Source organism: Iningainema tapete BLCC-T55, from assembly GCF_014698965.1.
In the GTDB taxonomy this organism is placed as follows: Bacteria; Cyanobacteriota; Cyanobacteriia; order Cyanobacteriales; family Nostocaceae; genus Iningainema; species Iningainema tapete.
The window spans coordinates 1-26,297 of record NZ_JACXAE010000061.1 but is presented as its reverse complement, the minus strand read 5'-3'; the positions used below and the strand labels follow the sequence as shown (position 1 = coordinate 26,297).

33 protein-coding genes and 1 pseudogene are annotated in these 26,297 nt (G+C 41.6%); 11 read left to right on the top strand and 23 right to left on the bottom strand.

Annotated features, from left to right (window positions below):
- Positions 1-55 precede the first annotated feature (55 nt).
- From ICL16_RS17815 to ICL16_RS17805, 3 genes are read left to right on the top strand one after another with little or no spacing between them, the layout of a single operon-like run.
- Positions 56-787 carry a glycosyltransferase gene (locus tag ICL16_RS17815; RefSeq protein ID WP_190830189.1) on the top strand — a complete coding sequence of 244 codons (732 nt, stop codon included), beginning with the start codon at positions 56-58 and terminating at the stop codon, positions 785-787.
- Positions 780-1,550, top strand: a complete 771-nt coding sequence (locus ICL16_RS17810; RefSeq protein ID WP_190830187.1) for a polysaccharide deacetylase family protein — start codon at positions 780-782, stop codon at positions 1,548-1,550. Before ICL16_RS17815 ends, ICL16_RS17810 begins: the two co-directional genes overlap by 8 nt.
- Positions 1,531-2,274 carry a class I SAM-dependent methyltransferase gene (locus ICL16_RS17805; RefSeq protein WP_190830185.1) on the top strand — a complete coding sequence of 248 codons (744 nt, stop codon included), beginning with the start codon at positions 1,531-1,533 and terminating at the stop codon, positions 2,272-2,274. Before ICL16_RS17810 ends, ICL16_RS17805 begins: the two co-directional genes overlap by 20 nt.
- A gap of 4 nt (positions 2,275-2,278) precedes the next feature.
- Here the strand turns inward: ICL16_RS17805 and ICL16_RS17800 are convergent, their stop codons facing one another.
- The 3 genes from ICL16_RS17800 to ICL16_RS17790 form a co-directional block, all read right to left on the bottom strand.
- Positions 2,279-2,974, bottom strand: coding sequence for an SDR family oxidoreductase (locus ICL16_RS17800; protein ID WP_190830183.1), 696 nt, complete (start codon positions 2,972-2,974; stop codon positions 2,279-2,281).
- Between the two features lie 119 nt (positions 2,975-3,093).
- Positions 3,094-3,345, bottom strand: coding sequence for a hypothetical protein (locus ICL16_RS17795; protein WP_190830181.1), 252 nt, complete (start codon positions 3,343-3,345; stop codon positions 3,094-3,096).
- A 255-nt stretch (positions 3,346-3,600) separates the two neighbouring features.
- Positions 3,601-4,203 (bottom strand): hypothetical protein, encoded by a 603-nt coding sequence (locus ICL16_RS17790; RefSeq protein ID WP_190830179.1) that lies wholly within the window; start codon positions 4,201-4,203, stop codon positions 3,601-3,603.
- Between the two features lie 15 nt (positions 4,204-4,218).
- Between ICL16_RS17790 and ICL16_RS17785 the strand changes: the two genes are divergently transcribed.
- The 3 genes from ICL16_RS17785 to ICL16_RS46835 all read left to right on the top strand — a co-directional run bounded on the left by ICL16_RS17785 (position 4,219) and on the right by ICL16_RS46835 (position 5,572).
- On the top strand, positions 4,219-4,473 hold the full coding sequence (locus ICL16_RS17785) for a hypothetical protein (protein ID WP_238360821.1): 255 nt from the start codon (positions 4,219-4,221) through the stop codon (positions 4,471-4,473).
- 227 nt (positions 4,474-4,700) lie between these two features.
- A complete protein-coding gene (locus ICL16_RS17780; protein WP_190830175.1) occupies positions 4,701-5,375 on the top strand; it encodes a hypothetical protein in 675 nt (224 codons plus the stop codon).
- A 62-nt stretch (positions 5,376-5,437) separates the two neighbouring features.
- Positions 5,438-5,572 carry a hypothetical protein gene (locus ICL16_RS46835; RefSeq protein WP_273038929.1) on the top strand — a complete coding sequence of 45 codons (135 nt, stop codon included), beginning with the start codon at positions 5,438-5,440 and terminating at the stop codon, positions 5,570-5,572.
- Between the two features lie 102 nt (positions 5,573-5,674).
- Here the strand turns inward: ICL16_RS46835 and ICL16_RS17775 are convergent, their stop codons facing one another.
- From ICL16_RS17775 to ICL16_RS17745, 7 genes are all read right to left on the bottom strand, one after another.
- Positions 5,675-6,127, bottom strand: coding sequence for a hypothetical protein (locus tag ICL16_RS17775; protein WP_190830173.1), 453 nt, complete (start codon positions 6,125-6,127; stop codon positions 5,675-5,677).
- A 493-nt stretch (positions 6,128-6,620) separates the two neighbouring features.
- Positions 6,621-6,887: a hypothetical protein gene (locus ICL16_RS17770; RefSeq protein WP_190830171.1), complete on the bottom strand. Its 267-nt coding sequence runs from the start codon at positions 6,885-6,887 to the stop codon at positions 6,621-6,623.
- Positions 6,888-7,041: 154 nt separating this feature from the next.
- Positions 7,042-7,632 carry an SH3 domain-containing protein gene (locus ICL16_RS17765; protein WP_190830169.1) on the bottom strand — a complete coding sequence of 197 codons (591 nt, stop codon included), beginning with the start codon at positions 7,630-7,632 and terminating at the stop codon, positions 7,042-7,044.
- 288 nt (positions 7,633-7,920) lie between these two features.
- Positions 7,921-8,427: a DUF1993 domain-containing protein gene (locus ICL16_RS17760; RefSeq protein ID WP_190830167.1), complete on the bottom strand. Its 507-nt coding sequence runs from the start codon at positions 8,425-8,427 to the stop codon at positions 7,921-7,923.
- Positions 8,428-8,583: 156 nt separating this feature from the next.
- Entirely contained in the window at positions 8,584-10,176 is a 1,593-nt protein-coding gene (locus ICL16_RS17755) for an alkaline phosphatase D family protein (RefSeq protein WP_190830165.1), read from the bottom strand.
- A 97-nt stretch (positions 10,177-10,273) separates the two neighbouring features.
- Positions 10,274-10,783: a DUF411 domain-containing protein gene (locus tag ICL16_RS17750; protein ID WP_190830163.1), complete on the bottom strand. Its 510-nt coding sequence runs from the start codon at positions 10,781-10,783 to the stop codon at positions 10,274-10,276.
- A 112-nt stretch (positions 10,784-10,895) separates the two neighbouring features.
- On the bottom strand, positions 10,896-12,617 hold the full coding sequence (locus ICL16_RS17745) for an NHL repeat-containing protein (RefSeq protein ID WP_202895597.1): 1,722 nt from the start codon (positions 12,615-12,617) through the stop codon (positions 10,896-10,898).
- Positions 12,618-12,753: 136 nt separating this feature from the next.
- Here ICL16_RS17745 and ICL16_RS17740 point away from each other — a divergent pair, with 136 nt between their 5' ends.
- Positions 12,754-13,005 carry a hypothetical protein gene (locus tag ICL16_RS17740; protein WP_190830161.1) on the top strand — a complete coding sequence of 84 codons (252 nt, stop codon included), beginning with the start codon at positions 12,754-12,756 and terminating at the stop codon, positions 13,003-13,005.
- A gap of 31 nt (positions 13,006-13,036) precedes the next feature.
- On the opposite strand, the gene ICL16_RS17735 is transcribed toward ICL16_RS17740, so the two are convergent.
- Complete coding sequence (locus tag ICL16_RS17735; protein ID WP_190830159.1) at positions 13,037-13,477, bottom strand: TOBE domain-containing protein; 441 nt, start codon at positions 13,475-13,477, stop codon at positions 13,037-13,039.
- A 97-nt stretch (positions 13,478-13,574) separates the two neighbouring features.
- Between ICL16_RS17735 and modA the strand changes: the two genes are divergently transcribed.
- From modA to ICL16_RS17720, 3 genes are all read left to right on the top strand, one after another.
- The gene (modA, locus tag ICL16_RS17730; RefSeq protein ID WP_190830157.1) at positions 13,575-14,366 is read left to right on the top strand and encodes a molybdate ABC transporter substrate-binding protein; all 792 of its coding nucleotides are present in this window, start codon (positions 13,575-13,577) and stop codon (positions 14,364-14,366) included.
- Positions 14,367-14,446: 80 nt separating this feature from the next.
- The gene (modB, locus tag ICL16_RS17725) at positions 14,447-16,261 is read left to right on the top strand and encodes a molybdate ABC transporter permease subunit (protein ID WP_190830154.1); all 1,815 of its coding nucleotides are present in this window, start codon (positions 14,447-14,449) and stop codon (positions 16,259-16,261) included.
- A gap of 43 nt (positions 16,262-16,304) precedes the next feature.
- On the top strand, positions 16,305-16,760 hold the full coding sequence (locus ICL16_RS17720) for a tetratricopeptide repeat protein (RefSeq protein WP_190830146.1): 456 nt from the start codon (positions 16,305-16,307) through the stop codon (positions 16,758-16,760).
- A 61-nt stretch (positions 16,761-16,821) separates the two neighbouring features.
- On the opposite strand, the pseudogene pabB reads toward ICL16_RS17720, so the two are convergent.
- The 3 genes and pseudogenes from pabB to ICL16_RS17705 all read right to left on the bottom strand — a co-directional run.
- Positions 16,822-18,237 (bottom strand): annotated as a pseudogene (pabB, locus tag ICL16_RS17715) (aminodeoxychorismate synthase component I); the annotation flags it as partial.
- A 187-nt stretch (positions 18,238-18,424) separates the two neighbouring features.
- A complete protein-coding gene (ureC, locus tag ICL16_RS17710) occupies positions 18,425-20,146 on the bottom strand; it encodes an urease subunit alpha (RefSeq protein ID WP_190830142.1) in 1,722 nt (573 codons plus the stop codon).
- 16 nt (positions 20,147-20,162) lie between these two features.
- Positions 20,163-20,873 carry an urease accessory protein UreF gene (locus ICL16_RS17705; protein WP_190830140.1) on the bottom strand — a complete coding sequence of 237 codons (711 nt, stop codon included), beginning with the start codon at positions 20,871-20,873 and terminating at the stop codon, positions 20,163-20,165.
- Between the two features lie 69 nt (positions 20,874-20,942).
- Between ICL16_RS17705 and ICL16_RS17700 the strand changes: the two genes are divergently transcribed.
- Positions 20,943-21,110 (top strand): hypothetical protein, encoded by a 168-nt coding sequence (locus ICL16_RS17700; RefSeq protein WP_190830138.1) that lies wholly within the window; start codon positions 20,943-20,945, stop codon positions 21,108-21,110.
- Here the strand turns inward: ICL16_RS17700 and ICL16_RS17695 are convergent.
- The 9 genes from ICL16_RS17695 to ICL16_RS45715 form a co-directional block, all read right to left on the bottom strand.
- A complete protein-coding gene (locus tag ICL16_RS17695; protein WP_190830136.1) occupies positions 21,089-21,601 on the bottom strand; it encodes an urease accessory protein UreE in 513 nt (170 codons plus the stop codon). The two genes, ICL16_RS17700 and ICL16_RS17695, sit on opposite strands and share 22 nt — an antisense overlap.
- Positions 21,598-22,452, bottom strand: coding sequence for an urease accessory protein UreD (locus ICL16_RS17690; protein WP_190830134.1), 855 nt, complete (start codon positions 22,450-22,452; stop codon positions 21,598-21,600). The genes ICL16_RS17695 and ICL16_RS17690 overlap by 4 nt, the downstream gene beginning before the upstream one ends.
- A complete protein-coding gene (gene ureG / locus ICL16_RS17685) occupies positions 22,452-23,087 on the bottom strand; it encodes an urease accessory protein UreG (RefSeq protein WP_190830132.1) in 636 nt (211 codons plus the stop codon). The genes ICL16_RS17690 and ureG overlap by 1 nt, the downstream gene beginning before the upstream one ends.
- A gap of 52 nt (positions 23,088-23,139) precedes the next feature.
- Positions 23,140-23,451, bottom strand: a complete 312-nt coding sequence (locus ICL16_RS17680; RefSeq protein WP_190830366.1) for an urease subunit beta — start codon at positions 23,449-23,451, stop codon at positions 23,140-23,142.
- Positions 23,452-23,494: 43 nt separating this feature from the next.
- Positions 23,495-23,797: an urease subunit gamma gene (locus ICL16_RS17675; protein WP_190830130.1), complete on the bottom strand. Its 303-nt coding sequence runs from the start codon at positions 23,795-23,797 to the stop codon at positions 23,495-23,497.
- Between the two features lie 93 nt (positions 23,798-23,890).
- Positions 23,891-24,316 carry a putative toxin-antitoxin system toxin component, PIN family gene (locus ICL16_RS17670; RefSeq protein ID WP_190830128.1) on the bottom strand — a complete coding sequence of 142 codons (426 nt, stop codon included), beginning with the start codon at positions 24,314-24,316 and terminating at the stop codon, positions 23,891-23,893.
- Complete coding sequence (locus ICL16_RS17665) at positions 24,313-24,546, bottom strand: hypothetical protein (RefSeq protein ID WP_190830127.1); 234 nt, start codon at positions 24,544-24,546, stop codon at positions 24,313-24,315. The genes ICL16_RS17670 and ICL16_RS17665 overlap by 4 nt, the downstream gene beginning before the upstream one ends.
- Before the next feature lie 129 nt (positions 24,547-24,675).
- Entirely contained in the window at positions 24,676-25,521 is an 846-nt protein-coding gene (locus ICL16_RS17660) for a DUF4231 domain-containing protein (RefSeq protein WP_190830125.1), read from the bottom strand.
- A gap of 547 nt (positions 25,522-26,068) precedes the next feature.
- The coding region (locus ICL16_RS45715; RefSeq protein WP_238360820.1) for a hypothetical protein at positions 26,069-26,297 on the bottom strand (229 nt) is incomplete at its 5' end.

Genomic DNA, 26,297 nt, shown 5'->3' with positions numbered 1-26,297 from the left:
CGCTAATGTGATTAGCAGTTCGATGTACTGTGTGTGTGTGGAGTGGATGAAAAGAATGAACACAATTTCGATAATTGTGCCAGTTTATAATGAGTCAAAATGTATTGTCAATACCTTTACATCAGTTGCTAGATTTGCTATAAATAGAAGTTTTTATAATTTTATCTTTGTAGACGATGGTTCAACTGATGGAACTAGAGAAATTCTAGAACATCATATTGACGTGTTAAATAGTAGTCAGGTTTCCTTAATCTCCTATCAAACTCGTCGTGGCAAAGGATATGCGGTAAAAACTGGAGTATTATATGCTAATAGTGAGTATATCTGTTTTATAGATGGGGATTTAGCATACTCTTTAGACCATCTTGATGTAATAGTAGCTAAGCTAGCAGAATATGATGTTGTTATTGGTTGTAGAAATCTCACCTCACAAAGAAGCAATGGTTTCAGTTTAATCAGAATACTGGCAGGGAGAATATTTAATATTATCTCCAGAAAAGTTTTAAACTTGAAATTCACTGACATGCAAGCCGGCATCAAAGGATTCAAAAAATCTGTAGCACAAGACTTGTTTAAAACCCAAATGATTCCAGGTTTTGCCTTTGATGTAGAGTTACTCTATTTGGCTAATAAAAGAGGATATACTATCAGCGAAATTCCTGCTGTAGTTTCTAAGAAGCATTTGTATAAAAAATCTACAGTGAATTTATTTAAGCATTCGTTAGAGATGTTGTTTAATTTATTGCAAATCAAATATAATGATACGATAGAAAAGAGGTATGAATAAACTGATTCTATTAAGTTTTGATTTAGAAGAGTTTGATATTCCTGAGGAATACGGGGAAAACGTTGACGAAACTGTAAAATTTGCTGTTTCTTACCAAGGATTGAAAGAAGTTCTTTGCATTTTAGAGAAACTCAACATCAAAGTGACGTTTTTCGTCACCGCAAATTTTGCCATCCATCACAAAGCCATAATTCAGCAAATTTCGCAAAAACACGAAGTTGCTTCTCACGGTTTCTATCACTCTGAGTTTAAATTAGAAGATTTACAGAAGTCACGGCAAACTTTGGCAGAAATCATTAACCAAGAAGTGGTAGGTTTTAGGATGCCAAGACTCAAGCAAGTTGATGACACAGAAATAGCTCTAGCTGGATATAAGTATAACTCGTCTATGAATCCTACTTATATACCTGGAAGATATAATAACTTTTTCCAACCTCGAACTGTTTATGTGTCAAATAATTTAATGAATATTCCTGTGTCGGTAACGCCGTTGTTTAGGTTTCCCCTATTTTGGTTAAGTTTTAAGAACTTTCCCTTATCTTTAATTAAATTAGCTTCTCGGCTAACTCTGGAAAAAGACCGTTACATAAATTTGTATTTCCATCCTTGGGAATTTACAGATATTAGCAACTTTCACTTACCAAAGTATATCACTAAATATTCTGGTCAGCAAATGGTTGAGCGGTTGCAAGATTATTTAACTTGGTTAAAATGTCAAGGGGAGTTTATTTGCTTGAAAGAATATGCAAACAGCAGAAGATAGAGATTATAAACTGGCTGATTATTTGGCAAGGGCAAGCGATCGCTATACTTTAACTAAGTACAAAATTGTGATGTCATGGTTGCCCAAAACCCCAAATCTACGAGTATTAAATGCCGGATGTGGTTCTGGAGAGATGAACATCTTGCTGTCGCAGAATTCAACTTGGCAAGTGGATGCTTTGGATGTGGATGTTGAAGCGATTAGACTTTCCCAAAACTTGAAACTAGAGCATGATATTACGAATCTCAATATTTATCATAGCACAATTGAAGAATATACAGCAACAGAAAAATACGATATTATTGTTTCCAACGATGTTTTAGAACATATTGAAGATGACCGAGCAGCAATGCAAAAGCTTTCAGATCTACTTAAACCAAATGGATTAATATGTATATCTGTACCAGCTTTACAATGGCTATTTGGTTATCACGATGAAATGCTTGGGCATTATCGACGCTATCATCGCCAAGAATTAATCGATAAATTATCTGTTAACTTTAATTTAGATAAGTGTCGTTTCTTTGCTGCCAGTCTTATTCCTGTTGCTTTGCTTTATAGTCGGGCATTACGTCAAGCTTATCCCATTGGTGAACTACAACAACAGTCGCTGACGACAAGAGTATTAGAATCTGTATTGGATTTTGAGTGTAAAGTGTCTTTGCCAATTGGGATATCGTTAATAGCGTTGGCTAGTCAGAAAAATTCTGACAGACGCGATTAATCGCTCAATTGGGAACTGTTAGGGGTACACCGTTATCTTTTGGTGTTAATTGGAGTATGAAGGGAACTGCTTTGTTTACCCATTCAGTTAGTGGTGTGTAAGAGGCAGCTTCTTCTCCAAAGCAAATTTCTAACATATCAGTGTGAATAATGCCTGGATTGAGAGGAATAGCAGCCATACCGACTGGTAATTCTTGTGCTAAGGAGCGAGTTAAGCCTTCAATTGCCCACTTGGAGGCACAGTAAGAAGCAACCATACCAGAAGTCGAACGTCCCCAACCGGAGCTTAAGTTAATTATAATGCCACTTTGCTTTTCTACCATTGCAGGTACAAAGTGGTGAATTGTATGAATAACTCCTTTGATGTTGATATCGATTAATTGGGAAAGTTTTTCAGTTGGAATTTGCCACAGTGGTGCGGGCTGATTAATGATTGCTGCATTATTAATTAGCAAGTCTGGTGGTTGGTATTGGTTGAGTACACTTTTAGCCCAAGCTTTGACTTGTTGCTCCGATGCTACATCTACTGTGGAAAAGCTATGAGGTGAACCAAATTGGCTTAATTTTTCTACGGCTTGTGTTGAACGAGCGCAACCAATAACTGTATGCCCCTCATTTATAAATCGCTCAGTCAGCGCGTAACCTAAACCCCGACTGACACCAGTGATGACAATCAGCTTGCTTTTAGTTTTACCCAGCATTTCTATGTTTAGAGATTACTAATGAGAACAATTAGTTGTTACATATATAATAATGCACGTTATATGTTGTGACTGTTGACTGTCAACGGTTATCAGTCAACAGTTAACCACTACATTGCTTAATCTGGACCACCCATGTCAAAATTATCCAGTCTTATTTCTCGTAAAATGTCTGATACTTTCCAACCGCTAGAATGATTGTTGGCAAAACTCATAGAAGCTGGTTGGGAGATGTATGTTGGTTCTGGTTCTGGTAATTCTTCGCTCATGCTAACCTCTTCTGGTTCTGTCAAATTTGATGGTAGTTCAGATTCCTCTTGTGGGAGAGGTTTTGGGGCAGGTTTTGAGATACTAATCAGGCTTTCTTTCACGAGAATGTTTCTCCTATTTATTTAATGTATTCACTATGATCTCAAGGTGATTTATAAAGAAAATCTCAAGGGCGCAAAGTACGCTTGCTGAGTGTAACACACAAATTGCGATCGCACTAGTACAAAGTGGCATTTTTTTTACTAGTCCTGAGCGAATAGCGTTCAAAATCATGATTGTACGACACAGTGGTGAGCGCGATCTCGTACTATTCACAATTGCACATCCCTTGATGGCAACCGGTTCCTTGAAAAAATTTATTTCAAAGCTTGTATTACCTCCCTATAGCAGACACACCAAAAATAAAGTGCAACATTAAGTCCGCTAAACAATTTAGGAATTCCTTCTAGTAAACTTGGTGTTACATTACCTTTCAAGTGCATTGAGTCTACCGTAATAGCGATGAACAATAAGCTTATGCCAATCAAGAGTATAAGGTATGGCGTTGATTTTATTCTTTGCCGAAAAGCTATTCCATAGGAGAGGGCTAAGGTAGCGTAAACCAGGATAGTTACTAGCTTGTCTACACCAAAATAGAGAAAAATTATATGAATTCTATATATTTCGTTAATTAGAAAACCTGTAGTCAAAAGTGTAGAAAATAGAATAAACTTATTATTTGGATTTTGAGGTTTAATTTTTTTGAGCAACGCATAACTAAAAGCACAAACTAATGCCGGTATACAACACAATAACTGGAAAGTATGTGTTAATAAACCAGCAGTCGGGTATTGTGGGGAACGAGGTGGTAGAAATAAACCAGCTACTGATGGCTCAAATTTTTTGGCATATACAATCAAAGCAACAACAAATAATAAGCATAAAATATTGAACAAAAAAATCGAACGATAAGTTGTCATGACATGATCAGAAGTATGAAATTTTTGGTGTGGGTTACAGGAGTAATTGCTTACGGCACACCCAAAACTCTCAAGTATGTGGGCAACTGTATCATAACAAGTGCGTTCAAAAGACTAGAGGAGGATTCTCTCAAGCGGCAGATTTTCCCATCAGTTCGTTTTGGATTATGGCAATCTGTTCCTTTAAGGAAAGCAGTTCTGAATGCATCTCAAAAAAGTCAGGCGTCTGTTGAAGCTCTCGGTCTAAATAAGAGCGAATCCATCCCATGATTACATCTTCATATAGCAGAGCTTGCTAGTTAACCTCTGTCATTATTATTACTTGTTTTGTATTTCTACTTACGCTTTGTATAATTCATAATTTTTTACAAGTAAATAAAAAAAACTTCCGTACGTTTCCGGATAGTACTGGGGCTAATACGTAGTGAAAATATGGCAAATGACATATTATTTGCGCTCTTTTAACCTACGCGTGTAGTGTAAATATGAGGAAGAGAATGTTTGAATTACTTGGATATGATAAATTTCATAAGCTTCGCAAACTAGATCATCGTCCATCTGATATTGGATTTGGATCTCATATAAGCACAGGTGACATTAATCGGTTTGCTAGTAGAGTAAGGCTTGCTAAAAACTTTAGAGGAATCAATCTTCAAGGGTATTCGCAAGAAACAACTTCTGGTTATGACGCTTTTTTTCTAGTCTTCTTAACACATTCGGCTTTAGAACTGTTTATGGAGATTAACTCGCTTAAGCTAGATACCCTCGGTTCTCTTATGACTCCTTATAACCCAGAAAAAGTTATTCAAGAATTTATAGAAAAAGACAAAAAAAAGTTACTATACAATTTTCTTTATGAAAGAGTAAATGACAAGCTAAAACCTAAGTTAAGTAAATGTATAAATTGTAATAGTACGAATATTGCTCACATTTCTGCTTCGATTCGACACATATTTGCTCATGGTGAGCTATGCGCTCATTCTAATCGTATTAATCCAAAAAATATCTATTCTATTTGTACATCAATATCAGATTTTTTACTCAATTTTATGGATGCTGAGTTCTCAAAAAAGATAGAAGAGTATTACAGTAACGTATACATAGACTACGTAGACATGGAAGCAGTTTGCTCTCCACAAGGTAATTGCGAGGCGCTATTAGCAATTGATTGAAAATAGAGGGGATGCACTTTTTAGTTTTTGAGAAACCCAGCATCGCGATCGCACTTTGACTCTTGGGAAAACCAACATGGCGATCGCACCTAGATTCCAATCATAACCTCAACATTACTAATACCGATAGTAAGAGCGAGGCGACATACCCTGAGGAGTCGATGGCATTGGCAATGTATATTGTGGAGGTAAAGTAGGCGTAAGCACCCGAACAAAATAATCTCGTATTCTTACCCCTTCCTAGCTCAGATATCCAAAGCCGAATTATAAGAGGTAATTACCTTCTGAGGTTTGGGCTACTATTCCTGTGGAATTGATGGACAAGCCTCAGAATCATAGATGCTAAAACTCTTATCACTACCTTCGGGACGAATAATAATTGGTTTACAGGGATTCAAGGGCATACCTGCAGCTTGTCTGTGTTCCTGATATTTTGTGTAGACATTGTAAAGCACACGAGCAGTCAAATCTGCTCCCACAAACCCACCCACATTTAAAGCATTCCTTAGTGTAGCAGCGTCTATCTTCAAGCTACCTGCGAGAGCAACTTCAATACCATTTGCAGTTCCAGCAACGGCTCTGAATGTTGCAGCTTCAGCAGCTTCGGTAGCAGTAACTTCAGAGGCAGCAGCAGCAACCTCAGCAGCAGTCACTTCAGCTACAGCGGACTCAGCAGCCAATCCTAATCCTTCAAGCAACTTAATGACGAGAGGCCAGAAGGCTAAATGTGAGGACGCAGCAGGCTGAACCATTGCGAAGGAGGAAAACAGGGGTAAAGCGACAACAGGCGTTACTGAATGAAAAAGCAGAAGAAACACCAGCGCAGAGCAAACAAAAAATCTGAAGAGTCTTTTCAGCATAATTAACTACTTTTTACTAGTTGGCTTAAATAAATTATACATAGCTTTATTTGGTAGAGCGAGAAGCGCATATAGAGCTACAGCAGCTTGTTAGGCATTTATATGAGGTAATTTCTTTCCTTTTAAGGCTACTTTGCCCCTGGTAAAACTAACTATACATAACATAATACGCTAAATAGTACGTATTAATTGTTGATTATTATACTTTTGTTTGAGAAAAATCAGTATTCACTCCTGCTTAGTTGAGAGGCGGAATAACAGAGTTATTCCTCACAACAACGTCTTCACTACAGCTACATGAGTGAGTTCAAACTCCTCATAAATTTTGTTACCCAACTGCCGGATGCAATGTTTTACGACAAGCTGCGCTGTGTTTACGCACTTCTCAGCAGCAGGTGCTTAACAACTGTGGGTTAATTAGGCTGCTTCTCACACAAAAGTGAGTCATGTTGAGCGATCGCACTCCCCCACACCCCAACCAAAACCTCAAACTACTGATGTCTTGCACTCCTCCACTGACCATCCCAACTGTTCCCACATCGACAACTTGTTCGGTGTCCGCACAGGAACTCAGCCAGCTTCCCATCCTAATCCTTGAATAACGCACTTGCCGTCTACCGTGCATTCTTCCCAGTAGCCTCGGTATTCCCATGAGTAGCACAGCTGTAGCTTCCTTGGGCAGTATATCTTATATAGACTCTGTCTTCTTTGGCAAAAAGGACATCGAAACTGACAAAGTGCAGATCGTTGACTTGCTGCATGATGTTGGCGTGATCCCAGAGGATAATGCACTTCCATTTTTGTTATTAATCAATTGGCTCCTTGGTACAACGCAAATAATTTGAATTTACCCACCCCTGCAATCCAGTCACTTGGGAATTTGGACCCCGTTCAACTTCTACATAAGCCCAATTTGCTTGCTCACGAATAACACGAACCTGATTTCCATTATTTAATCCTGCCCTTGATTTGCCTCCAGGAGAAATGCGCACTGCAAGTTGTCCTGTTTGAATTCCTGTGACATTACACTCGATTAACCACTTCAATTCAACCTTCTCTATTGGCACAAGTTCACTGCTAAAAATACGGCGATCGCCTTTGAGAATATTCAAACGCATATTTTTCCCTCCACCATCACGCCAGGACACCGCGTCGGTATACTCGCCATTAAACCAGAGCTTACCCCTGTATCCGTCATCACGTACAGATTGTGAGCCATAAAGTTTAATGCAGCGATTGCGGTGATCGCATCCCTGATAGGAGTCATCGCTTCCCAGAGTGATGGTAAACTCTCCAGCTTGATACTGAGAGTTGGTTATTTCTTGAGCAAGCGCTGGATTTACAATAGATATAGCAGCAAGAGCAAATGTACTTATTGCAGTTAATTTAAAGTTCATCGTTAAAGTTCATGGGTATATATGTTTATGTTTCCCAAAACTTTGTAAAAAATAACTGCATTTTCAAGTGCTGCACTAACTATGAAATTTGCACATTTTGTAGTCGAACTATAAGCGCGATCGCACTTCCCCACCCTAACAACAACTGTGTCCTTTGCAATCATGCTAGCACTACAGTATTGGTGCGATCGCTTCTTGGAGTTGGGTGTAGGGTGCAATCAATAGTCAGGTAGGTTTTTACCAATAACCTATGATTAAGAGGGAAAAAACAATAAAGATGTTGCGTATTTAAGGCTTACCAAGGTAGTCTTGTTTGCCAAGTTCTACACCGCAGTGGCGGAGAATGTCATATGCTGTTGTGACATGGAAATAAAGGTTTGGTAACACAAAATATAGGAGAAATGGCAATCCTTGAAAAGATAAAGTGTTGTTAGGCATCTGAAGGGTAATTGTTTTCTCTTCAGAACCGTCAATTTGCTCTGGTTTTAATGTATCTAAATAAGAGATAGTTTTCTTCAAGCGGTCAATAAGTTCGGGAAATGTAGTTTCATTGTCCTCATACTTAGGTGCTTCTACTCCTGCTAGTTGTGCGGCACCTCTCTTTGCTATGTCAGAGGCAATTTGTATTTGTCTTGATAAGGGAAACATATCTGGGGCTAGACGACTATTAACCAACACGGAAGCATCTATTTTTTTGGTTTCCGCATAGGCAGCACCTTTTTCCAAAATACCTACAAGGTTACTTAGTGTGCGAATAGATACTGGTACTAAAGCTTGATACATTGAAATGGTCATGGTTGTTTCTCCAGAAAAAATTCAACAGAATACAGCTTACCAGGTAAGTAGCAGATCGTACAGCAGGAAAGTGTGCAAGTTGTAAAATTAACAGTTGACAGTTAACGGTTGACTGTTGACTGTTAACGGTTAACTGTTAACGGTCAACGCTTAGCACTATATTTGTTGAGCGCCAGGACGACCATTTTCGACTACGAATGAAGCGAAGGTATATATAGGTGCATCCGGACGGCTTACAGTTGTGACAAAACGCAAATCTGTATGCCAGCGCTCGTGGTTGAGGTTAACTCGGAAGTAGCCACGGCGATCGCCATCAAAGAACTTGATGTGTGGATTCTCTGGTATAAATGGACCGTAGTAAGGACCGTAAACAATCCTGTCCCCGTTGGTAGTAAGTGAAGGAGTCAGAAATTCGGTTGCTACAGTAGGCGAGTTGGAATCTTTAAAATCTAGTTTAAGGTCGTTGACAAATGTAGAGTGCCAGTCACCAGTGATGACAACTGGATTGGCGATTTTGCGGTTTGCGATGTAGCTGAGGATGCGGTTGCGTGCAAGAGGATACCCGTCCCAAGAATCGTTCCAAAAGATTTCCCCCTCTCCCACTTTATGATCTAACTCTGCCATCAGCACTTGCTGGGCTAAAATATTCCAACGTGTCTGGGAACGATCCAAACCTTCAAGCAACCAGCGTTCTTGTCTGTCACCAGTCATCGTCTTGGCTGGATCTAGCGCTGCGGGGCAACGTGGTGTCTCACCATCACCGCATGGTTGATCGCTGCGATACTGTCGTGTATCAAGCACGCTAAACTGAGCTAAATTTCCAAAAGTCAACCGCCGATAAAGGAGCATATCCGCTCCTCGTGGAATAGAGAATCGGCGCAGGGGCTGATGTTCGTAGTAAGCTTGATAAGCAGCCGCTCTTCGCTTCAAGAATTCTTCAACTGGGTCGTTATTTTCTGAGATATCGTCAGTGTAATCGTTTTCTACTTCGTGGTCGTCCCATGTTACCACAAATGGGAACATGGCATGAGCTAATTGTAAATCTGGATCAGTTTTGTACAGGGCGTAGCGGAGACGATACTGCTCAAGGGTTTTTGTCTCCTGCCGAAACTGTTCTGGTAAAGATACATTACGTACACCTGTAGAATTGATGCCGTACTCGTAAATATAATCACCTAAATGGAAGACCAAATCTAGATCCTCTTGGGCTAGATTACGATAAGCAGAGTAGAAACCATCTTCCCACTTTTGGCAGGTGACAAACGCAAAGTTTAGCTGATTGAGAGGAGCATCAGGGGTAGGAGCAGTACGGGTGCGCCCAATTTGGCTGACTTCATTGCCGACTCTAAATTGATACCAATAGTGGCGATCGCTCTGCAATCCCTGCACCTCGACATGAACAGAGTGAGCGAACTCTGGAGTAGCCATTGCCGTGCCACTGCGGACAACTTGCTGCATCTTTTCATCCCGCGCCACTTGCCACTGCACTGGAACATTCTGTTGTGGCATTCCGCCAGAAGAAATCAGTGGCTCTGGGGCAAGTCGCGTCCAAATTACTACACCATCTGGTAGTGGATCTCCGGAAGCAACACCCAAACTAAATGGATAGGCAGAGAACTTGGGCTGGGCGTTAACTCTTCTGGGGAACTGAGTTGCGATCGCTAAACCAGTTGTGAATCCAGCACCAATCATAAATTGCCGCCGTCGCATCGAACTCGATAGCAAGCGCTCAACATTGAACCACTGCATACGCTTCTCTCCCTTGACTAGCCCAACCTAGTAGTGCAAGCTCAACCTATCAACTAGATATTAAATACTAGTCAAGTTAGAGTTAAAGTCTGTTTAATCAACTTGAATACTCATTAAATACCGCAAGACCCCCGCGTTTAAAAGAAAACACAGTAAATGGATCTTTTCGATTACCCATCTCCATCCCAGGAGTACCTACAGGCATTTGGGGAACAGATAAGCCAGCAACATTTGGCGAGTCTTGAAGTAAACGTTTGATGTCGTCTGCTGGTACATGTCCTTCAATCACATATCCATTCACAACTGCGGTGTGACAAGATGTCAAGTTATCTGGCACGTTGTACTTTTGTTTGACTACTTCAATGTCAGATGTCGGAAAGTCTCTGACTTGAAAACCTTGTGCCTTTAAATGCTTAATCCATCCGCCACAACAGCTACACTCAGGACTGCGATATACAGTGGCATCTGGTGCTGTTGCATAACTCACAGGAGTATTGCTAACCCAGATACCCAACACTCCTGCCGTTAGACAAATCGTTACCACTACTCTAACAGCAATCAGACGCAACCATTTTTGCCACCAATAAATAAATTGTTTGTGCAACATCTCTCGACTTTCTCATACCAATTCTTTAATACTAAGCTAGGTAGAAAACAATAGTAGCAATTTTTGTAGTCGAGCTAGTCGCTCAAAAGCTCAAGGGCGATCGCACTCGGGATCATGTCCGTTTTTGTACTCTTGCCAAACGGATGATACCAAGGATACCAAGGGCTAATAAACTTAATGGACTGGAGGTTTCTGGGATGGCAAAAATTTTCGAGTCAAGTTTAACTGTACGAATGGAATTATCGATGTCTCCACTGATGTAAACAGTATCGCCTGCAATCGCCACCCCTGTAAAACTATAAGGTGGAGGTCCGCCCGAAAAGCCAGGAAGACCAATTGGTAAATTCGAGAGTATTGTGAGACTTTTTCCACTATTGATATCAATGGCTCTAACGCTTTGCGTTCCAGTTTCAGCAACCACTGCAATTCCATTAGGACTGTAAGCTACGCCTTCTGGAGAAGATAAATTTGTGGCAACGACTTGACGCTCCCCGGTTGTTAGGTCAATCCGTGAAAGTTGATTGCCCAAAAACTCTGTGACTAAGACGGTGGAGTCATCTACACGTGCTAAACCAGTGGGGCATAATAAACCACTTGCTACTGTGCGTCGGTTGCTACCAGCTTTATCCAAGATTTGAGTAAGCTGACCATTACCACAATCGGCAACTAAAATACTGCCGTCAGAAAGCTCAACGGCATCGTAAGGCGCACCAAAACCCGTGTAGGTATCTAGCACATCTCCCGAAACTCGATTCAGTCGCTGTACAACTCCTGAAAACCAACTGCCAACAATCGCGTTTTGGTCATTTACAGAAACGGTTTGAGGGATTTGAACAGGTGTGGCAAAGATGCGTAAGGTTTGCTGTACGATTCCGGTTTCTCGATCTAGAAACCGATAAGAAAATGTATCAGCAACATAAAGAGCACGATCGTAGATGGCGATTCCACCAGGGGAAGTTAGTCCCCCACTGCTAAGAACTTCACGGGACACCCCTGTTTCTGTATTTACCTCCTGAATATTGCTATCAACAAAGTTGGTTGCATACAATAAATCGTTAGCACCAAAGGCAAGATTGTCCAATCCCGGTTGCAATTGGGCGATTGGCTGACTTTGACCTGTTGTTGTGTTTACCTTTAAAACTTGACCTGTTACGGTATCCAATGCAAATAGTTCGCCTTTAGAATTAAACTTAACGGCGGCTGGAGTTACTAAATCTGAGACAACTTGTTCTACATCCCCAGTATCAACATTAATTTTGACAATTTCTCCTGTAAATTGAAGCGGACTGTACAAAAGTCCATCAGAACCAAAATCAAAAGCATTCAACCCAGGTTGATTGAGAATCAAGCGTGGGTCCGTCAATCCCGTGGGGTCAATCTCGAAAAGCCCTGTGTTTTGTAAATTTAAACTCTGACCGACAAAAATGCGACCGCTTTGGTTCTGTGTGATGGGATTGACACTATTTATGCCTGAAGCGATCGTCGTGAGATTACCTGTCTGTGGGTTGAAGGTTCTGACCTCACCATTAAGTAAAGCTGTGTAAAAAATCTGACCACTTGGCGTTAAGAATAAATCATCAGCCTGACCGTCGGGACTATTTATAAATACTTTGTATTCTCCCGTTGCTGTATCAACTTGATATATTGTTTGCTCAAGTACACTGCCCACATACAGTTGCCCATTTGCATCAAAATTTAGACCATTTAACCCCTTAAAGGGCGATGGTGGTACTAAAATGGATGGAACTGCTTGAGCCTCACCCAGCTTGAATAGATAAAAACTGCCTGTTAACAGAAGGGAACATAGCCAATACTTCTTTTTAAGACCTTTCATCTTTGGTAAGCGAGTGATTTTTGAGCGCTGCTTGTAGAATACTATCAATCGTGTCAAAAGTGACAAGTTCAGAAAACTTACTTTTATCCAGTAGCAACCGCACCTGTTAAAACACGAGCAAACCGTAACAGGTGAATTGAGTACTCAAGAAGCAGCGTTTGTTAGAGAACTCACTCAGCGCTATGGTTCCTGGATTGTGATGGATTTCGAGTTGGAACAGCATCGACATGTTCTGCAAATATTAAGCAGACTCAATGGAGATTTTCTCAAAGACTGCGGTGCTTATTTTGGTGGAGGCACTTTTCTTATTGCCTGTGAGCGATCGCACATTCATGGAACAGGCGGAGGGGTAAAACGCGCATCCACCGTTAAACCCCATATCCTGTAGAGACGTTCCGCCGGAACGTCTCTACATCAAATTAATCCTTAGCAATAACTATATCGTGAGATTTAATTACTGCGTAAGCTTCAGATCCTTCACAAAGATCCAAATCTTCTGCAGAAACTCTAGTAATAATCGAAGTTAACTCTACTTCTTGGACAATCTTTAATGTTACTTCACTACTAACAGGTCCGTTGTTAACTTTCTTAACAATGCCTTTGAGAACATTGCGGGAGCTAACTTTTAGAGGTTTGCGTTGACTACTAGTTTCTATATCAAAAGTGTAATCATTTTCCTTGCTTTTCGGCTTGGTTGGTAATGGCTGTGACTCTGGGGAGGTATCTTTGCTCAAAGAACGTACTAGTTCCCGCAAAATCTCGGTTTTAGTACGCTGAGAGTGCTGACAAAATTCTTCTAAAATTTTGCGTTCTTCCTCAGAAGTTTGAAAAGTGACCCATCCTTGTTCTTTTCTTGGCATAATTTTACCAATCTAATTGGTAATTTACTGTTAATACTGGTACGATTCTACTAAGCGTCAATTTTAAGTAAAAAAATCCTTTCTGTGCAGTTTCTCTATGAGAAGAAAATTTCTGGCTTTCATGGGTGTAGCATTTGTGAGCTTAATGTTAGTAATTTGCTCGCCGTTTTTTAATTCCACTCCTGTAGTAGCACAATCAAACAATAACCTACTTGTCTCCGCCGCTGCCAGTTTAAAGGATGCGATGGAAGAAATTAAGACGGTTTACACTCAAAGCAAACCGAACGTCAATATTAACTATAATTTTGGCGCTTCTGGTGCTTTGTTACAACAGATCCAGCAAGGTGCGCCAGCAGACATTTTTATTTCTGCTGCTAAAAGACAGGTAGATACATTGGAACAAACCGGACAAATAGTTCCAGGTACTCGTGGCATACTGGCTAAAAACCGTCTTGTCTTGGTTGTGCCGAAGAATGGGACTGGTGTCAGCAGCTTTTATAGCTTGAGAGAAGATGGTGTTAAGCGCATCGCCATTGGGGAACCAAGAAGTGTTCCGGCAGGGCAATATGCTGAGCAGGTTCTCAAAAAATTGAACGTCTACCAACAGGCTAAATCCAAGTTTGTTTTAGCTAACAATGTGCGCCAGGTTTTAGCAGCAGTGGAGAGTGGTAACGCTGATGCTGGTTTAGTCTACGCCACTGATGCGAAAATCTCTAACAATGTCAAAGTAGTGGTAGTCGCTGACGAGAAATACCACTCACCCATTACTTATCCTTATGCTGTAGTCAAAAGAACTAAGAACCTCGACGGGGCTAAGGATTTTATCCAGTTTTTGAAAGGCGATGCGGCTAAGGGCGTACTGCAAAAATATGGTTTTATTTTGCCGTAAGCTAATGTGCTAGCGCTCCTCTTAACGACTGTACAGACGTTCCGCCGGAACGTCTCTACGATGTTTTTTTTTAATGAACTATGCCAGAAGATTTATCTCCCCTTTGGATATCGCTCAACACTGCTTTACTTGCTACATTTATTACTTTCTTCCTGGGTATTGCGGCTGCCTATTGGATGTTGGGGTATCGCGGCAAGTGGAAATCACTGATTGAAGGATTTTTTGTCTCTCCTCTGATTTTGCCTCCAACGGTTGTTGGCTTTTTGTTGCTGCTGCTATTTGGTAAAAATGGTTTTATCGGCAAATTGATGGAGCCTTTTAATTTTAGCGTCGTCTTTACATGGTACGGCGCGGCGATCGCTGCTGTTGTCGTTTCCTTTCCCCTCATGTATAGAACGGCACTAGGAGCTTTTGAACAAATTGATGGCAATTTACTCCGGGTAGCCAGAACCTTGGGCGCAAATGAAGCAACAATCTTTCGCCGCATCAGTTTACCCTTGGCTAACCAAGGCATTTTAGCAGCAACGACTTTAGCTTTTGCTCGCGGCTTGGGTGAATTTGGTGCCACTTTGATGTTAGCTGGTAATATCCCCGGACAAACTCAGACGATTCCGATGGCAATCTACTTTGCGGTAGAAGCTGGAGATATTAATGAAGCATGGTTTTGGTCAATTGTCATTATGATGATTTCCCTATCTGCAATTATTGCAGTTAACTTTTGGCAAGAAGTTAGGGAGAAGAGGGCAGGGGGAGCAGGGGGAGCAGGGGAGGCAGGGGGAGAAATTACTTCTTACCCTACTCCCCACACCCTACACCCTACACAAGAAGGATTATTTGTAGATTTTGAAAAAATACTGCCAGACTTTCATTTAAAAGTGTCTTTTCATGCAGCAGCAGAACAAACTTTGGGATTGTTGGGGGGTTCTGGTGCTGGTAAGAGTATGATTTTACGCTGCATTGCTGGCATAGAAACACCTACCAGTGGTCGGATAATTTTGAATGGAAGGGTGTTGTTTGATTCGCAACAGGGTATCAACGTTAAGAGTCGCGATCGCCACATTGGCTTTGTAGTGCAAAACTACGCTTTGTTTCCTCATCTAACTGTAACACAAAATATTGCCTTTGGCTTACCACAAGGACTTTCTGCTCCCGCCATTAAGCAACTTGTAGAAGCTCAACTGATTGCAGTTCAATTACAAGGATATAGCGATCGCTACCCGCACCAACTCTCTGGGGGACAACAGCAACGAGTGGCGCTGGCGAGGGCTTTAGCAAGTCTTCCCCAAGCCCTACTTTTAGATGAACCCTTTTCCGCCTTAGATACCTACTTGCGCAGCCAACTAGAACAGCAGATGATTGAAACTTTAGCATCCTACCAAGGTATGACTTTATTTGTCACTCATAATATGGAAGAGGCTTATCGAGTTTGTCCGGATCTGCTAGCGTTGGAGCAAGGAACAGTGGTTCAATCTGGTAATAGACACGACATCTTTGAACGCCCCGCTACCAAAAGCGTTGCTCAATTAACAGGATGCAAAAATTTCTCCCGCACCGTTGTTGCCGCACCCCAACATGTAGAAGCGATTGACTGGGGTTGTACCCTCCGAGTCGTTGAACCCATCCCAGAGACTTTATCAAACGTAGGAATTCGCGCCCATCAAATCACCTTTACCAACAACCCCAACCAAGAAAATACCTTTCCCTGCTGGTTAGCCAGAGCAAGTGAAACACCACACAGAATGACACTATTTTTAAAACTACATCACCCATCCAATAATTCCACTGACTACGATTTGCAAGCAGAAGTATTCAAAGAAAAATGGGCTACCCTAAAAGACCAACCATTTCCTTGGTATATTCATTTAGATCCCCTACGCCTGATGTTATTAGTTTAAAAAGTGCTAGGGTAGAATTATTGGTGTATTGCTGGGGCATGGTATGGAACACAGTTGTAAACCAGTAAAACGGCATCCTTACGCCTTTGAGCTCATAAGTTGCATAGCAATTATAATTCTTGGTTTGTCTTTCCTTACCAGTGGACTAACCTCATCTGTTCGTGCACAAACTACTCGTACTTACAACATAAGAAGTAACCCGAAAAGTTCAGTTAACTTTCTCAAGCGAGGGCGTGACAGATTTCAACAAAAAGACTATAAGGGAGCGATTTCTGACATTAACCAGGCAATAGTCCTCAATCCTTACAATCCTAACGCCTACTATAGTCGAGGTCTTGTTCTACATGAACTGGGAGACTTTCTGAACGCGGTATTGGACTTTGATAGGGCATTGCAACTCAATCCCCGCTATGCTAACGCTTACTTTTATCGAGAGAAGTGCTCGCTATGGTATTGGAGAGGAAACCGGAACAATTCAGGACTTACAGCTAGCAGCTAAGTTCTTTCAAGCGCAGGGTGACACAAAGGGCTATCAAAAAGCACAGAATTTAATTAAGCAGTTACAGCACTCGATCAAATAAGCAAAACTTAAAAGCCTGAATCAAAGCCTTAGCCTTCAACATAGCCTCCTCAAACTCAGCTTGCGGATGAGAATCAGCAACAATACCACCACCCACCCCCATAGAAGTTTCATCATCCGTAAATACCGCAGTACGAATCACAATATTCAAATCTGCCGCACCATTAAGCGCCAAAAATCCAATCGCACCCGAATAAACTCCCCGTGCCTCAAGCTCCAACGAATCAATAATTTCCATCGTTCTAATTTTCGGCGCACCTGTCATCGAACCACCAGGAAACGCCATGCGGATGCAGTCAACCGCACCCATACCTGGGAGCAAACAACCGCGAATCGTAGTTACAAGTTGATGCACCGTAGCATAAGTTTCCACATCCATCAATTTCGGAACATGAATGCTACCAACCTGACAAACTCGTCCAAGATCGTTGCGTAACAAATCTACAATCATCACATTCTCAGCTCGATCTTTTTCACTCCACTTCAGGCGATCGCGCAGTAAAATATCTTCTTCAGCAGTTTGCCCCCGTGCTATAGTACCCTTAATCGGCTTAGTCTCCACCCAACCAAAAGAATCAATTTGCAAAAACCGTTCTGGCGAAGAACAAGCAACAGCAAAGTCTTCAAATCTGAGAAAAGCTGAATAAGGTGCTGGATTAATTTGGCGTAAAGTGCGGTAAAATGCCAGAGGATCGGGAGTAGTATCTGTATAAAGCTTATTCGTTAAACAAACTTGGTAACTTTCACCCTTGCGGATATATTCCAGGCACTGCTGAATATCATTGATGTAAGTTTCGTAAGGGCGACTCAAACGAAATATGATGTTTGATTGATTACCTTTTGGCAATATCGGTAGGGGAGGTAAGTTACGCAATTGTTCCTCAATTGACTTGAACCAAACTTGTGCTTTTGCAGTTTCACCTTTAGGAGTAAAGTGTAGCAGATAAGTAGTCTGTTCTTGATGATCGAAAGCAATGATGCGATCGCCTAAAATAAACATAGCATCGGGAAGTGATGACGGATGCACCAGTTGTGAATCACATTCTGCCTTCAGTTCATAACCGAAGTAACCAACAAATCCACAGTTAAAGTCAAAAGGTAATTCAGACTGACAGTACCGACGCTCAAGTTCACGTTTGAGGTAATCAAAAATACTTTCCTTGAAGCGTTTCACTTCACCTGACTGAGTAACAATCAGTTCTTGATTTTGAGTATAATATTTAACTGCTAAGCTATTTAGTCCGTTACTATCACCCATAAAAGAAAAGCGAGAAAGCCCAGGTTCCACTCGGCTACTATCAAGCCAAAAGGCGTTTGCTGCTTGCCCAAAAAGATGGACAAATACCTGTTCTGCATCAGGATAAATCTCCAACTTTTTGCTGCAAACTGTAAATTCCGAGGTTTTCATGGCATTAAGAAGGCAGAAGTACGTAGGCAGCTATGCTGAAGGAATTGCTTTGGCATAAGCTAAAAGTATTTACTAAGTAAAAAAGTTTATTTTATACCTTTTATAAGGTAGGCGACTTGAGATGTAGTTTACTTTTCCTCCTTCTGCCCTCTGCCCTCTGCCCTCTGCCTTTCTTTTAAAACAAGAAGTAGCGTTGTGCCATTGGTACAGAAGTAGCTGGCTCACAAGTTAACAATTCTCCATCTGCCCTAACCTCGTAGGTTTCTGGATTAACTTCAATAACTGGAGTTGAGTCGTTAAGTTTCAAATCCTTCTTACTCACATTGCGCGTATTAGAAACAGCAACCGTGCGCGTTGTTAAGCCCAGTTGCTCAGGAATTTTCTTATCTAAGGCAGCTTGAGAAACAAAGGTATAGGAAATCTCTCCAACTGCTCTACCAAAACTGCCAAACATAGGACGCATGTACACAGGTCCAGGCGTGGGAATGCTGGCATTAGCATCACCCATTTGCGCCCAAACGATCATTCCGCCTTTAATCACAAGTTCGGGTTTCACACCAAAAAAGGCGGGTTTCCACAAACATAAATCAGCTAACTTACCTTCTTCGATAGAACCAATATAATTGGCAACGCCATGAGCGATCGCCGGGTTAATTGTATATTTAGCAATATAGCGTTTGGCGCGAAAATTATCATGATCCTCACTCAAGCCAGGAGACGGCAAAATTCCCCGTTGTACTTTCATCTTATGTGCCGTTTGCCAAGTGCGAATAATAACTTCTCCAACCCTTCCCATCGCTTGGGAATCACTAGACATGATGCTCAATGCACCAATATCGTGTAGAATGTCTTCGGCAGCGATGGTTTGGGGACGAATCCGCGAATCAGCAAAAGCCACATCTTCAGGAATACTTTTATCTAGGTGATGGCACACCATCAACATATCTAAGTGTTCTGCTAAAGTATTAACAGTGTAGGGACGAGTGGGATTTGTCGAAGCAGGCAAAACATTCGTAAGACTACAAACTCTGAGAATATCAGGTGCATGTCCCCCACCAGCACCTTCTGTATGGAAGGTATGAATGACACGATTCTCAAAAGCTTCAATGGTTTTTTCCACAAATCCACCTTCGTTAAGAGTGTCAGTGTGAATTGCCACCTGCACGTCGTACTCATCGGCAACACTCAGACAGGTTCTAATTGCTTCAGGAGTAGAACCCCAGTCTTCGTGCAATTTTAACCCGATCGCGCCCGCTTCAACCTGCTGAATTAGTCCAGGGCGTCTGCTAGTATTACCTTTACCCAGAAAACCAATATTGATGGGGAAAGCATCCGCAGCTTGCAACATGCGGTAAATATTCCAAGGTCCTGGAGTACATGTAGTAGCTGTAGTACCAGCTGCAGGTCCCGTACCGCCACCCATCATAGTTGTCGTACCAGAAGCAATTGCCACCTCAATCTGCTGGGGACAAATAAAGTGAATGTGAGTATCAATCGCCCCTGCCGTCAGGATTCTGCCTTCTCCAGCCACAGCCTCTGTACCAGGACCAATGACGATATCGATGTTATCTTGAATCTGGGGATTGCCTGCTTTGCCAATCTTGTAAATCTTCCCGTCTTTAATGCCTACATCGGCTTTGACAATCCCCCACCAATCGAGAATTAAAGCGTTGGTAATGACGACATCAACAACATCATCTCTTTCATCACTGGTGTAAGGAGATTGCCCCATCCCATCCCGAATGACTTTACCTCCACCAAACTTTACCTCTTCACCGTAGGTTGTAAGATCTTCTTCTACTTCGATAAACAAATTTGTATCAGCAAGACGGACGCGATCGCCTACAGTAGGACCATAGGTATCAGCGTATGCCTTACGATTCATGCGATAGCTCATGATTTCTCCTCATTCCTCAACTAGCAAATAACCGACGTGCCAATTTTTGATGCTGCATTTGAGCAATATCAATCGTCGGAGTGCAACACCACATCTGATCTAATCGTAAAGTTGCCCCCATTTTGTAGGTTGCTTCAATTTCTGGTGCTAACTGAAGCAAAACTTGTTGTGCTTGTATATGCCCCAAAACACTTAAACGAATCGCTGCCCCCAATAAACCTGTAATCAAGCTATGTAAAAAAGCTAACACTGTATTCTCTTCGCTTAATCCTGCTACCCTACCCACCACAGCAAATATCACTGGATGCAAGCAGCGAATTCTACCGCTTGCTGCATCTTGATTCAGAGTTTCTAACTGAGAATCCTGCCAAGTTGCACTGGCAACCATCAGCAAAGCTCGTCCACTTTTACGTTGGGTTTCACGAGTTTTCTCAACCAAAGTTTGGGCAAACAATTGAGCATCTGCTACTCTTACAGCGTCTAAGTCATTAACAGTACTACCTTGGTAAGCATGAATTAAAGCAACAACATCTGTAGATCCTACCTTATTACGTAACAGTAAGCGCAAAAATGTTTGCAAATCTGCTGCTGAATTTATTTGACCCGATTGTACCAGGGATTCTAATCCATGAGATAGAGTAAATGAGCCAGAAGGAAAAAATGAGTCAGACAATTGCATTAAAGCAAGTTGTTGGGCGATTAGTGAAGATGTACCAATGGTGAACATAGATGGAAATTATTTGTAGTAAGGGCTTTAGCCCTTTATTAAAATCTCGTTTCCTGGTAGAACCTGAAAATGCTATCTAGAGCGGCTCTGCCCTTGGATGAGGCGGAGCCTCAAGGAAGGCATTCCCACGCAGAGCGTGGGAACGAGGGGCGCGGAGCGTGGGAACGAGGGGCGCAGAGCGTGGGAACGAGGGAACGAGGTAATACAGACAGACTTCAATGGGGATGGTGGTGGTGAGAAAAAGTGAGATGTTCGTTGGGAGAGCGCGATTCATAATCAATTTGTAATCCAGGGATGTGAAACTCGCGGATTGTTGATTCTACAACTTCCATGTCTGCGGTTAGTTGAATGTAAATCTTGCGCTCGCGTACCAAAATTGCCCAATGGTGGTTGCCTAAAACATGCCCTAGATGAATTAATTCGATTGCGCTTACGCCTACTGATTCATTAAAGCTCAAAACCATCACTTTTTGGTGTTGCAAATGAATCAGCAACAATCCCTGTTGGGTTTCAAACACATCTCCTTCCCGCAACAACCAATCCCGACTTTTTATAATTCCTACAGCAGTACCGCAGGAGGAGTGAGCGTGAATTCGAGCTTTACCGCAATCTGTTTGACTGAGTTCAACTTCTAGGCAGCACCCAGCAGTACGAGCTTTGTCTATCCGTTCGGCTAGGATAGCAGTTTCGTTTACATTGCCCAGGTAAGTTTGTGCTAGCTCTGTCATTTGGGAATATAAGGTAAAGGAGGTTGATTACTGATTTGGCGTACACAGTTTAAGGCGTATTTTAGGTATTGCTTGAGTTGACGAGTTGTGGTGGCGATCGCTCGAATTAGTATACCTTTTTCCTGTGGTAAAATCGAGCTTGCTACCAGTAACCCTGAGCAATGAGCAGAGTCTAAATCTTCTACACGTTTGCTCAATAAATCAAGATCTGTGTTTGGCAAGACAACAAACAAATTCCCCAGAATTGGTGCAGTGGCAAATAAAGCCTTGTCTTTGAAGGGATTAAGCTTTCCTTCGAGACGCATGGCATCGGTAAACCATAATTCTCCATCCTGAGACATTACGACGAGGCGACTGAAGTAGTGATGAAAATCGTAAAACTCTCCTCTTGCCAACCTACCTGGTATGATGATTTCACTTAAACATAACCTTGCACTTGGGTGTAGTTTAATACAAATATTCTGCTGCAAAGTACTATCGGCAAAGAGAATCATAGGTTCTGGAATAAATTCCAAAGTCGCTTGTTCACCAACTTCAATATTGTAATGTACCACTGCCTTTGAATCAATTATAGGCATGGAATGTACTTTAGTTGCAGCTTGATCGGTGAGATAAAGACTCGTGTTTGCGGCAAGTTGTATAGACAGATTTAATTCATCTTGAGCAAGTAAACCCGGAGATATACTTGTGATGTAAAAATAAGCACGCTGAGGAGCGTTTGGCTCAAGACGGAACAATCGCGACAGCCGCAAGGGATAAGCTGTGTATCGATGAGTGTCAATCGTATAATTATTGCGATCGCACTCCAATTTCAACTCTAAATTAGCTCGTTTGGTAAATTCCAATAGCATCAACTCTTAATTGCAGCTGTGTTCGTGCAAAATAGAAGAGTTTCTAAAATAAAATCCACCACCACCTGCAAACCTTCTCCCGTCTTGCAATTCGTATAAGCAATCGGTTTACCACGACGGTACAAAGGAGCTTCCTTTCTAATTAACTCCAAATCCGCACCTACATAAGGAGCGATATCAATTTTGTTCACCACCACCAAGTCTGCTTGCACAAAACCGGGACCATTTTTTCGGGGAATATCATCTCCAGCCCCCACATCAATCACAAAAATATAAGAATCTACCAAATCGTAGCTAAAAGTAGAAGCAAGATTGTCCCCACCGCTTTCAATCAAAATTAAATCCAACTCAGGATAAAGCAACTCCAGATCCTGCGCTGCTAAAAGATTCATACTCGGATCTTCCCGAATTGCTGTATGAGGGCAACTTCCTGTCTCTACCCCAATAATACGCTCAGAAGGCAATACTCCGCCACGTTTGAGGCGATCGGCATCCTCAGTCGTAAGTAAATCATTAGCAACGATCGCCAGCGAAACACCCTGAGACATCAACATCGGCACAATCCGCTCCAGTAAAGCAGTTTTCCCACTGCCCACAGGTCCTCCAATCCCCAGTCTAGCAGCTGATTTTGGCACTTACTCATCTCCTCTTCTTAGCGACTTAGCGACTTTGCGTGAGAAAAAAAGTCTATGAAGATAATTTCCCATTCACTAAACCATTAAAACCATATACTTCACGAGTACCAGAAAAAGGAACCAACTCAACTTCCTTCTCATCCCCTGGTTCAAATCTTACAGCTGTGCCTGCCGGAATGTTTAAGCGGTATCCTTTAGTTTTCTCTCTATCAAACTGCAAAAATTCATTCACTTCATAAAAGTGGTAATGAGAACCGACTTGAATAGGGCGATCGCCTGCATTACGCACTTCAACCTCAATGGTTTCTCGCCCCACGTTTATCTCAATTTCTCCTGCAGGCGTGATGATTTGCCCTGGAATCATTCTGTCACTACTAGTTGACATTTCTCAAATTCCTTTGCGATAACTAAACTATAGGATTATGAACTGTAACCAATTTTGTGCCATCAGGGAAGGTGGCTTCCACTTGCACTTCTAGGATCATTTCTGGTATTCCATCCATAACATCTTCTCTGTGTAGAAGTTTTGTACCATCACTCATTAATTCTTCCACAGTTCTCCCTTCTCTTGCACCTTCCAATATCGCTGCACTGATGTATGCTACTGCCTCAGGATAGTTAAGCTTCAAACCTTTGGCTCTGCGTCGTTCTGCAAGCAAAGCCGCCGTGAAAATTAACAATTTATCTTTTTCTTGAGGTGATAGTAGCATCGAGGTTTTCCTGTATAATTAGATCATTGTACCCCAAGAAAGATCCCCGACAACTTTTGCAAAGTCGGGAATCTGAATTCTCGTATTAATTTTTTACTCATTTGTTTCTTTCAGTCGCTCTAACAACTCTGTAACTGATAATATAGGCAAACTAGCACCTGCAAAACCGTCTGCATCACGGGTAACAATCGCATCAAGACTCCCAATAGTCGCACAAGCTAGCTGCACTGCATCTTCAAAGTCTTTTCTGTTCGATGCAAAAGCTTGCTCTAGAATCAAACGGTCAACAGCACAAACTTCCATCAATAGCAATGTCATAGAAATAGCTTGCCGCGCAAGTTCAAAGCTTCGCGTCTGCCTTCTAACAATGTAGAAAATATTGGTTAAGGTTGTAGCTGTTACATATCCGTACACTCTACGTTCTCGGATGGCTTCTAATAATGTTCTAGCATCTTCTACAAATGGTTCTCGCTCCAGAAAAGCATCAAGAATGATGTTAGTGTCAACTAATACCTTCATTGTAGGTACTTCTCCATTAACCTTTCTTCTAGCATTGCCTCTACTTCAATATCTGTTGGCGGTGGCACGTTTGTTTTTGCTAATCCAATCATCCTGTCTACTATATCTTCTGGCACTTCTGAGCGAGGTCTAAGTTCGCTTTCTACAGAAGAGATAATTGCTTGAAGCAATTCTAAGCGATCGCTCACTGACAATTTGAATGCTTCTTTCTTTAATTCTTGCAAAGACATCTTTATTTCTCCTATAATCGCAAGCCTTTTAGTTGCTTTTCGGCAAGTTTTATGCTTTTATCTTAGCAATACGATACCCGAAAGATCCCCGACAACTTTTACGAAGTCGGGGATCTGCTCTCTCACCTGTTAAGTTGCGGCTGTCTTCTCTTCTGATGTCTCGGTTTTTTGCTCAGCCGACTTCTTTACACCCGATTCTTGTACTAGCTTGAGATGAATGTTATTCACCTGAGTAATAAAGTTTTCTATCGCCATTTGTGCCTGTTTTTGACGCTGGGTTTCGTCTGTGACATCATTGTAACGGTAAGGTTCACTTACTCCCAAAACAAATTTCTCTTGTTCGGCTTCTAATAATTCAACGCTGGTGTTAGCGGCAATCCAATTTTCTTGGAAGGGAAAGGAGGTGACAATACTTGCCACAATCGAGGCTATAGCCGGACAAATTACCGGGAGCCACTTGAGCCACGATACACCTGCTTCCAATTTATCAACCAAAACTAAAATCGGTGTGACTCCTGAAAAAACAACGGTAGCAAGTTGCGCCGCGTAGTAGATATTTCGAGAGCTGGTTCTGGTTCTTTTATAGTCGTCTATCAACTCCTGGCTATACTGTAAAGCTTTTACTCTGGCTGAGTTGATCGAATTGTTTCCCACAGAATTATTGCTCGTAAGAGAAGGATATAGTTCAGCTTTTTTGGTTAACTCAGATTGAGTTGCGCTCGCGTTTGCGTTTTGGGCTAGTTGTCTATTTGCGAGTAAGAAAAAAATCCAACTAGCAAAAAAACCTGCTACATATATTCTGGCTACGGGAATGTCGGGAAAAACCTTGATAATGACGAATGTACCGACACTAGCTGCTAAGAATAAATACTCAATTACCTTCAAGGTAAGCAACATATTTGGACTTGATGAGGCGGAAGAATTTTCAACAGTGTAGTTTTTCTCCATTGGGGAAGTGGTTTCAAAATTAGTCATTGCTGGTCGTAAAATAGGCAAATAAGCGATCGGATACTAATATAGCAGTTAAATAAGGCTGTGTTGAACAGCACGCTTGCTTACTTAAGATGGTGAGGATGCCGAATTTCAAGCTATGTCATACAAAGAGTGTTTTTTCTACTGACAGAATATTGTTACTTGACCTTTGTTACTTTTCAGACATCCTCTAACTGTCCACTTAACTGTCTTAACTGTCTCTTCTTTGTGTAATTGATTATTTAACTGTTTGCTTACCCCAATTTGATCGGGAGTCTAAACCCACTTGTCAATAGCATTTGAGATGCGCTTACCCTGTCTTTCGGATCAGGAGAACTATGACGAATAAGTTTATAAATAACTGTATAAATATATATTTTTGCTCAAAAACTATTTTGGTCTAACCCAGCACTAAGAAATTCGCAGCCAATAAATTCATAGTCACATCTTTTCTTGATCGTTACTATAGCAGATAAGACAGTTAAGCTAGACAGTTAAGACAGTTAAGCTATTTTCCATTAAATTAGAACTTACGCATTGGCAGTTTGGTCTAATTGAGCACTCGGAAAGGAAATTCTCGTGTCAGATCTTGAACCCCATCGCACAAATGGCGATCGCGCAGCAGTTCTGGAGTTTCGCTCTCCTCCACTTCAGGATTGGTTCTCAGATAATCCCGCACCCAATGGCAACCATATGCTAAGACAGCAATTCTAAATTTAAGAATTGACAAGGACTTCAAAGCTGAGGAACAAAATATGGGGATAATAGGTTCTACAGAT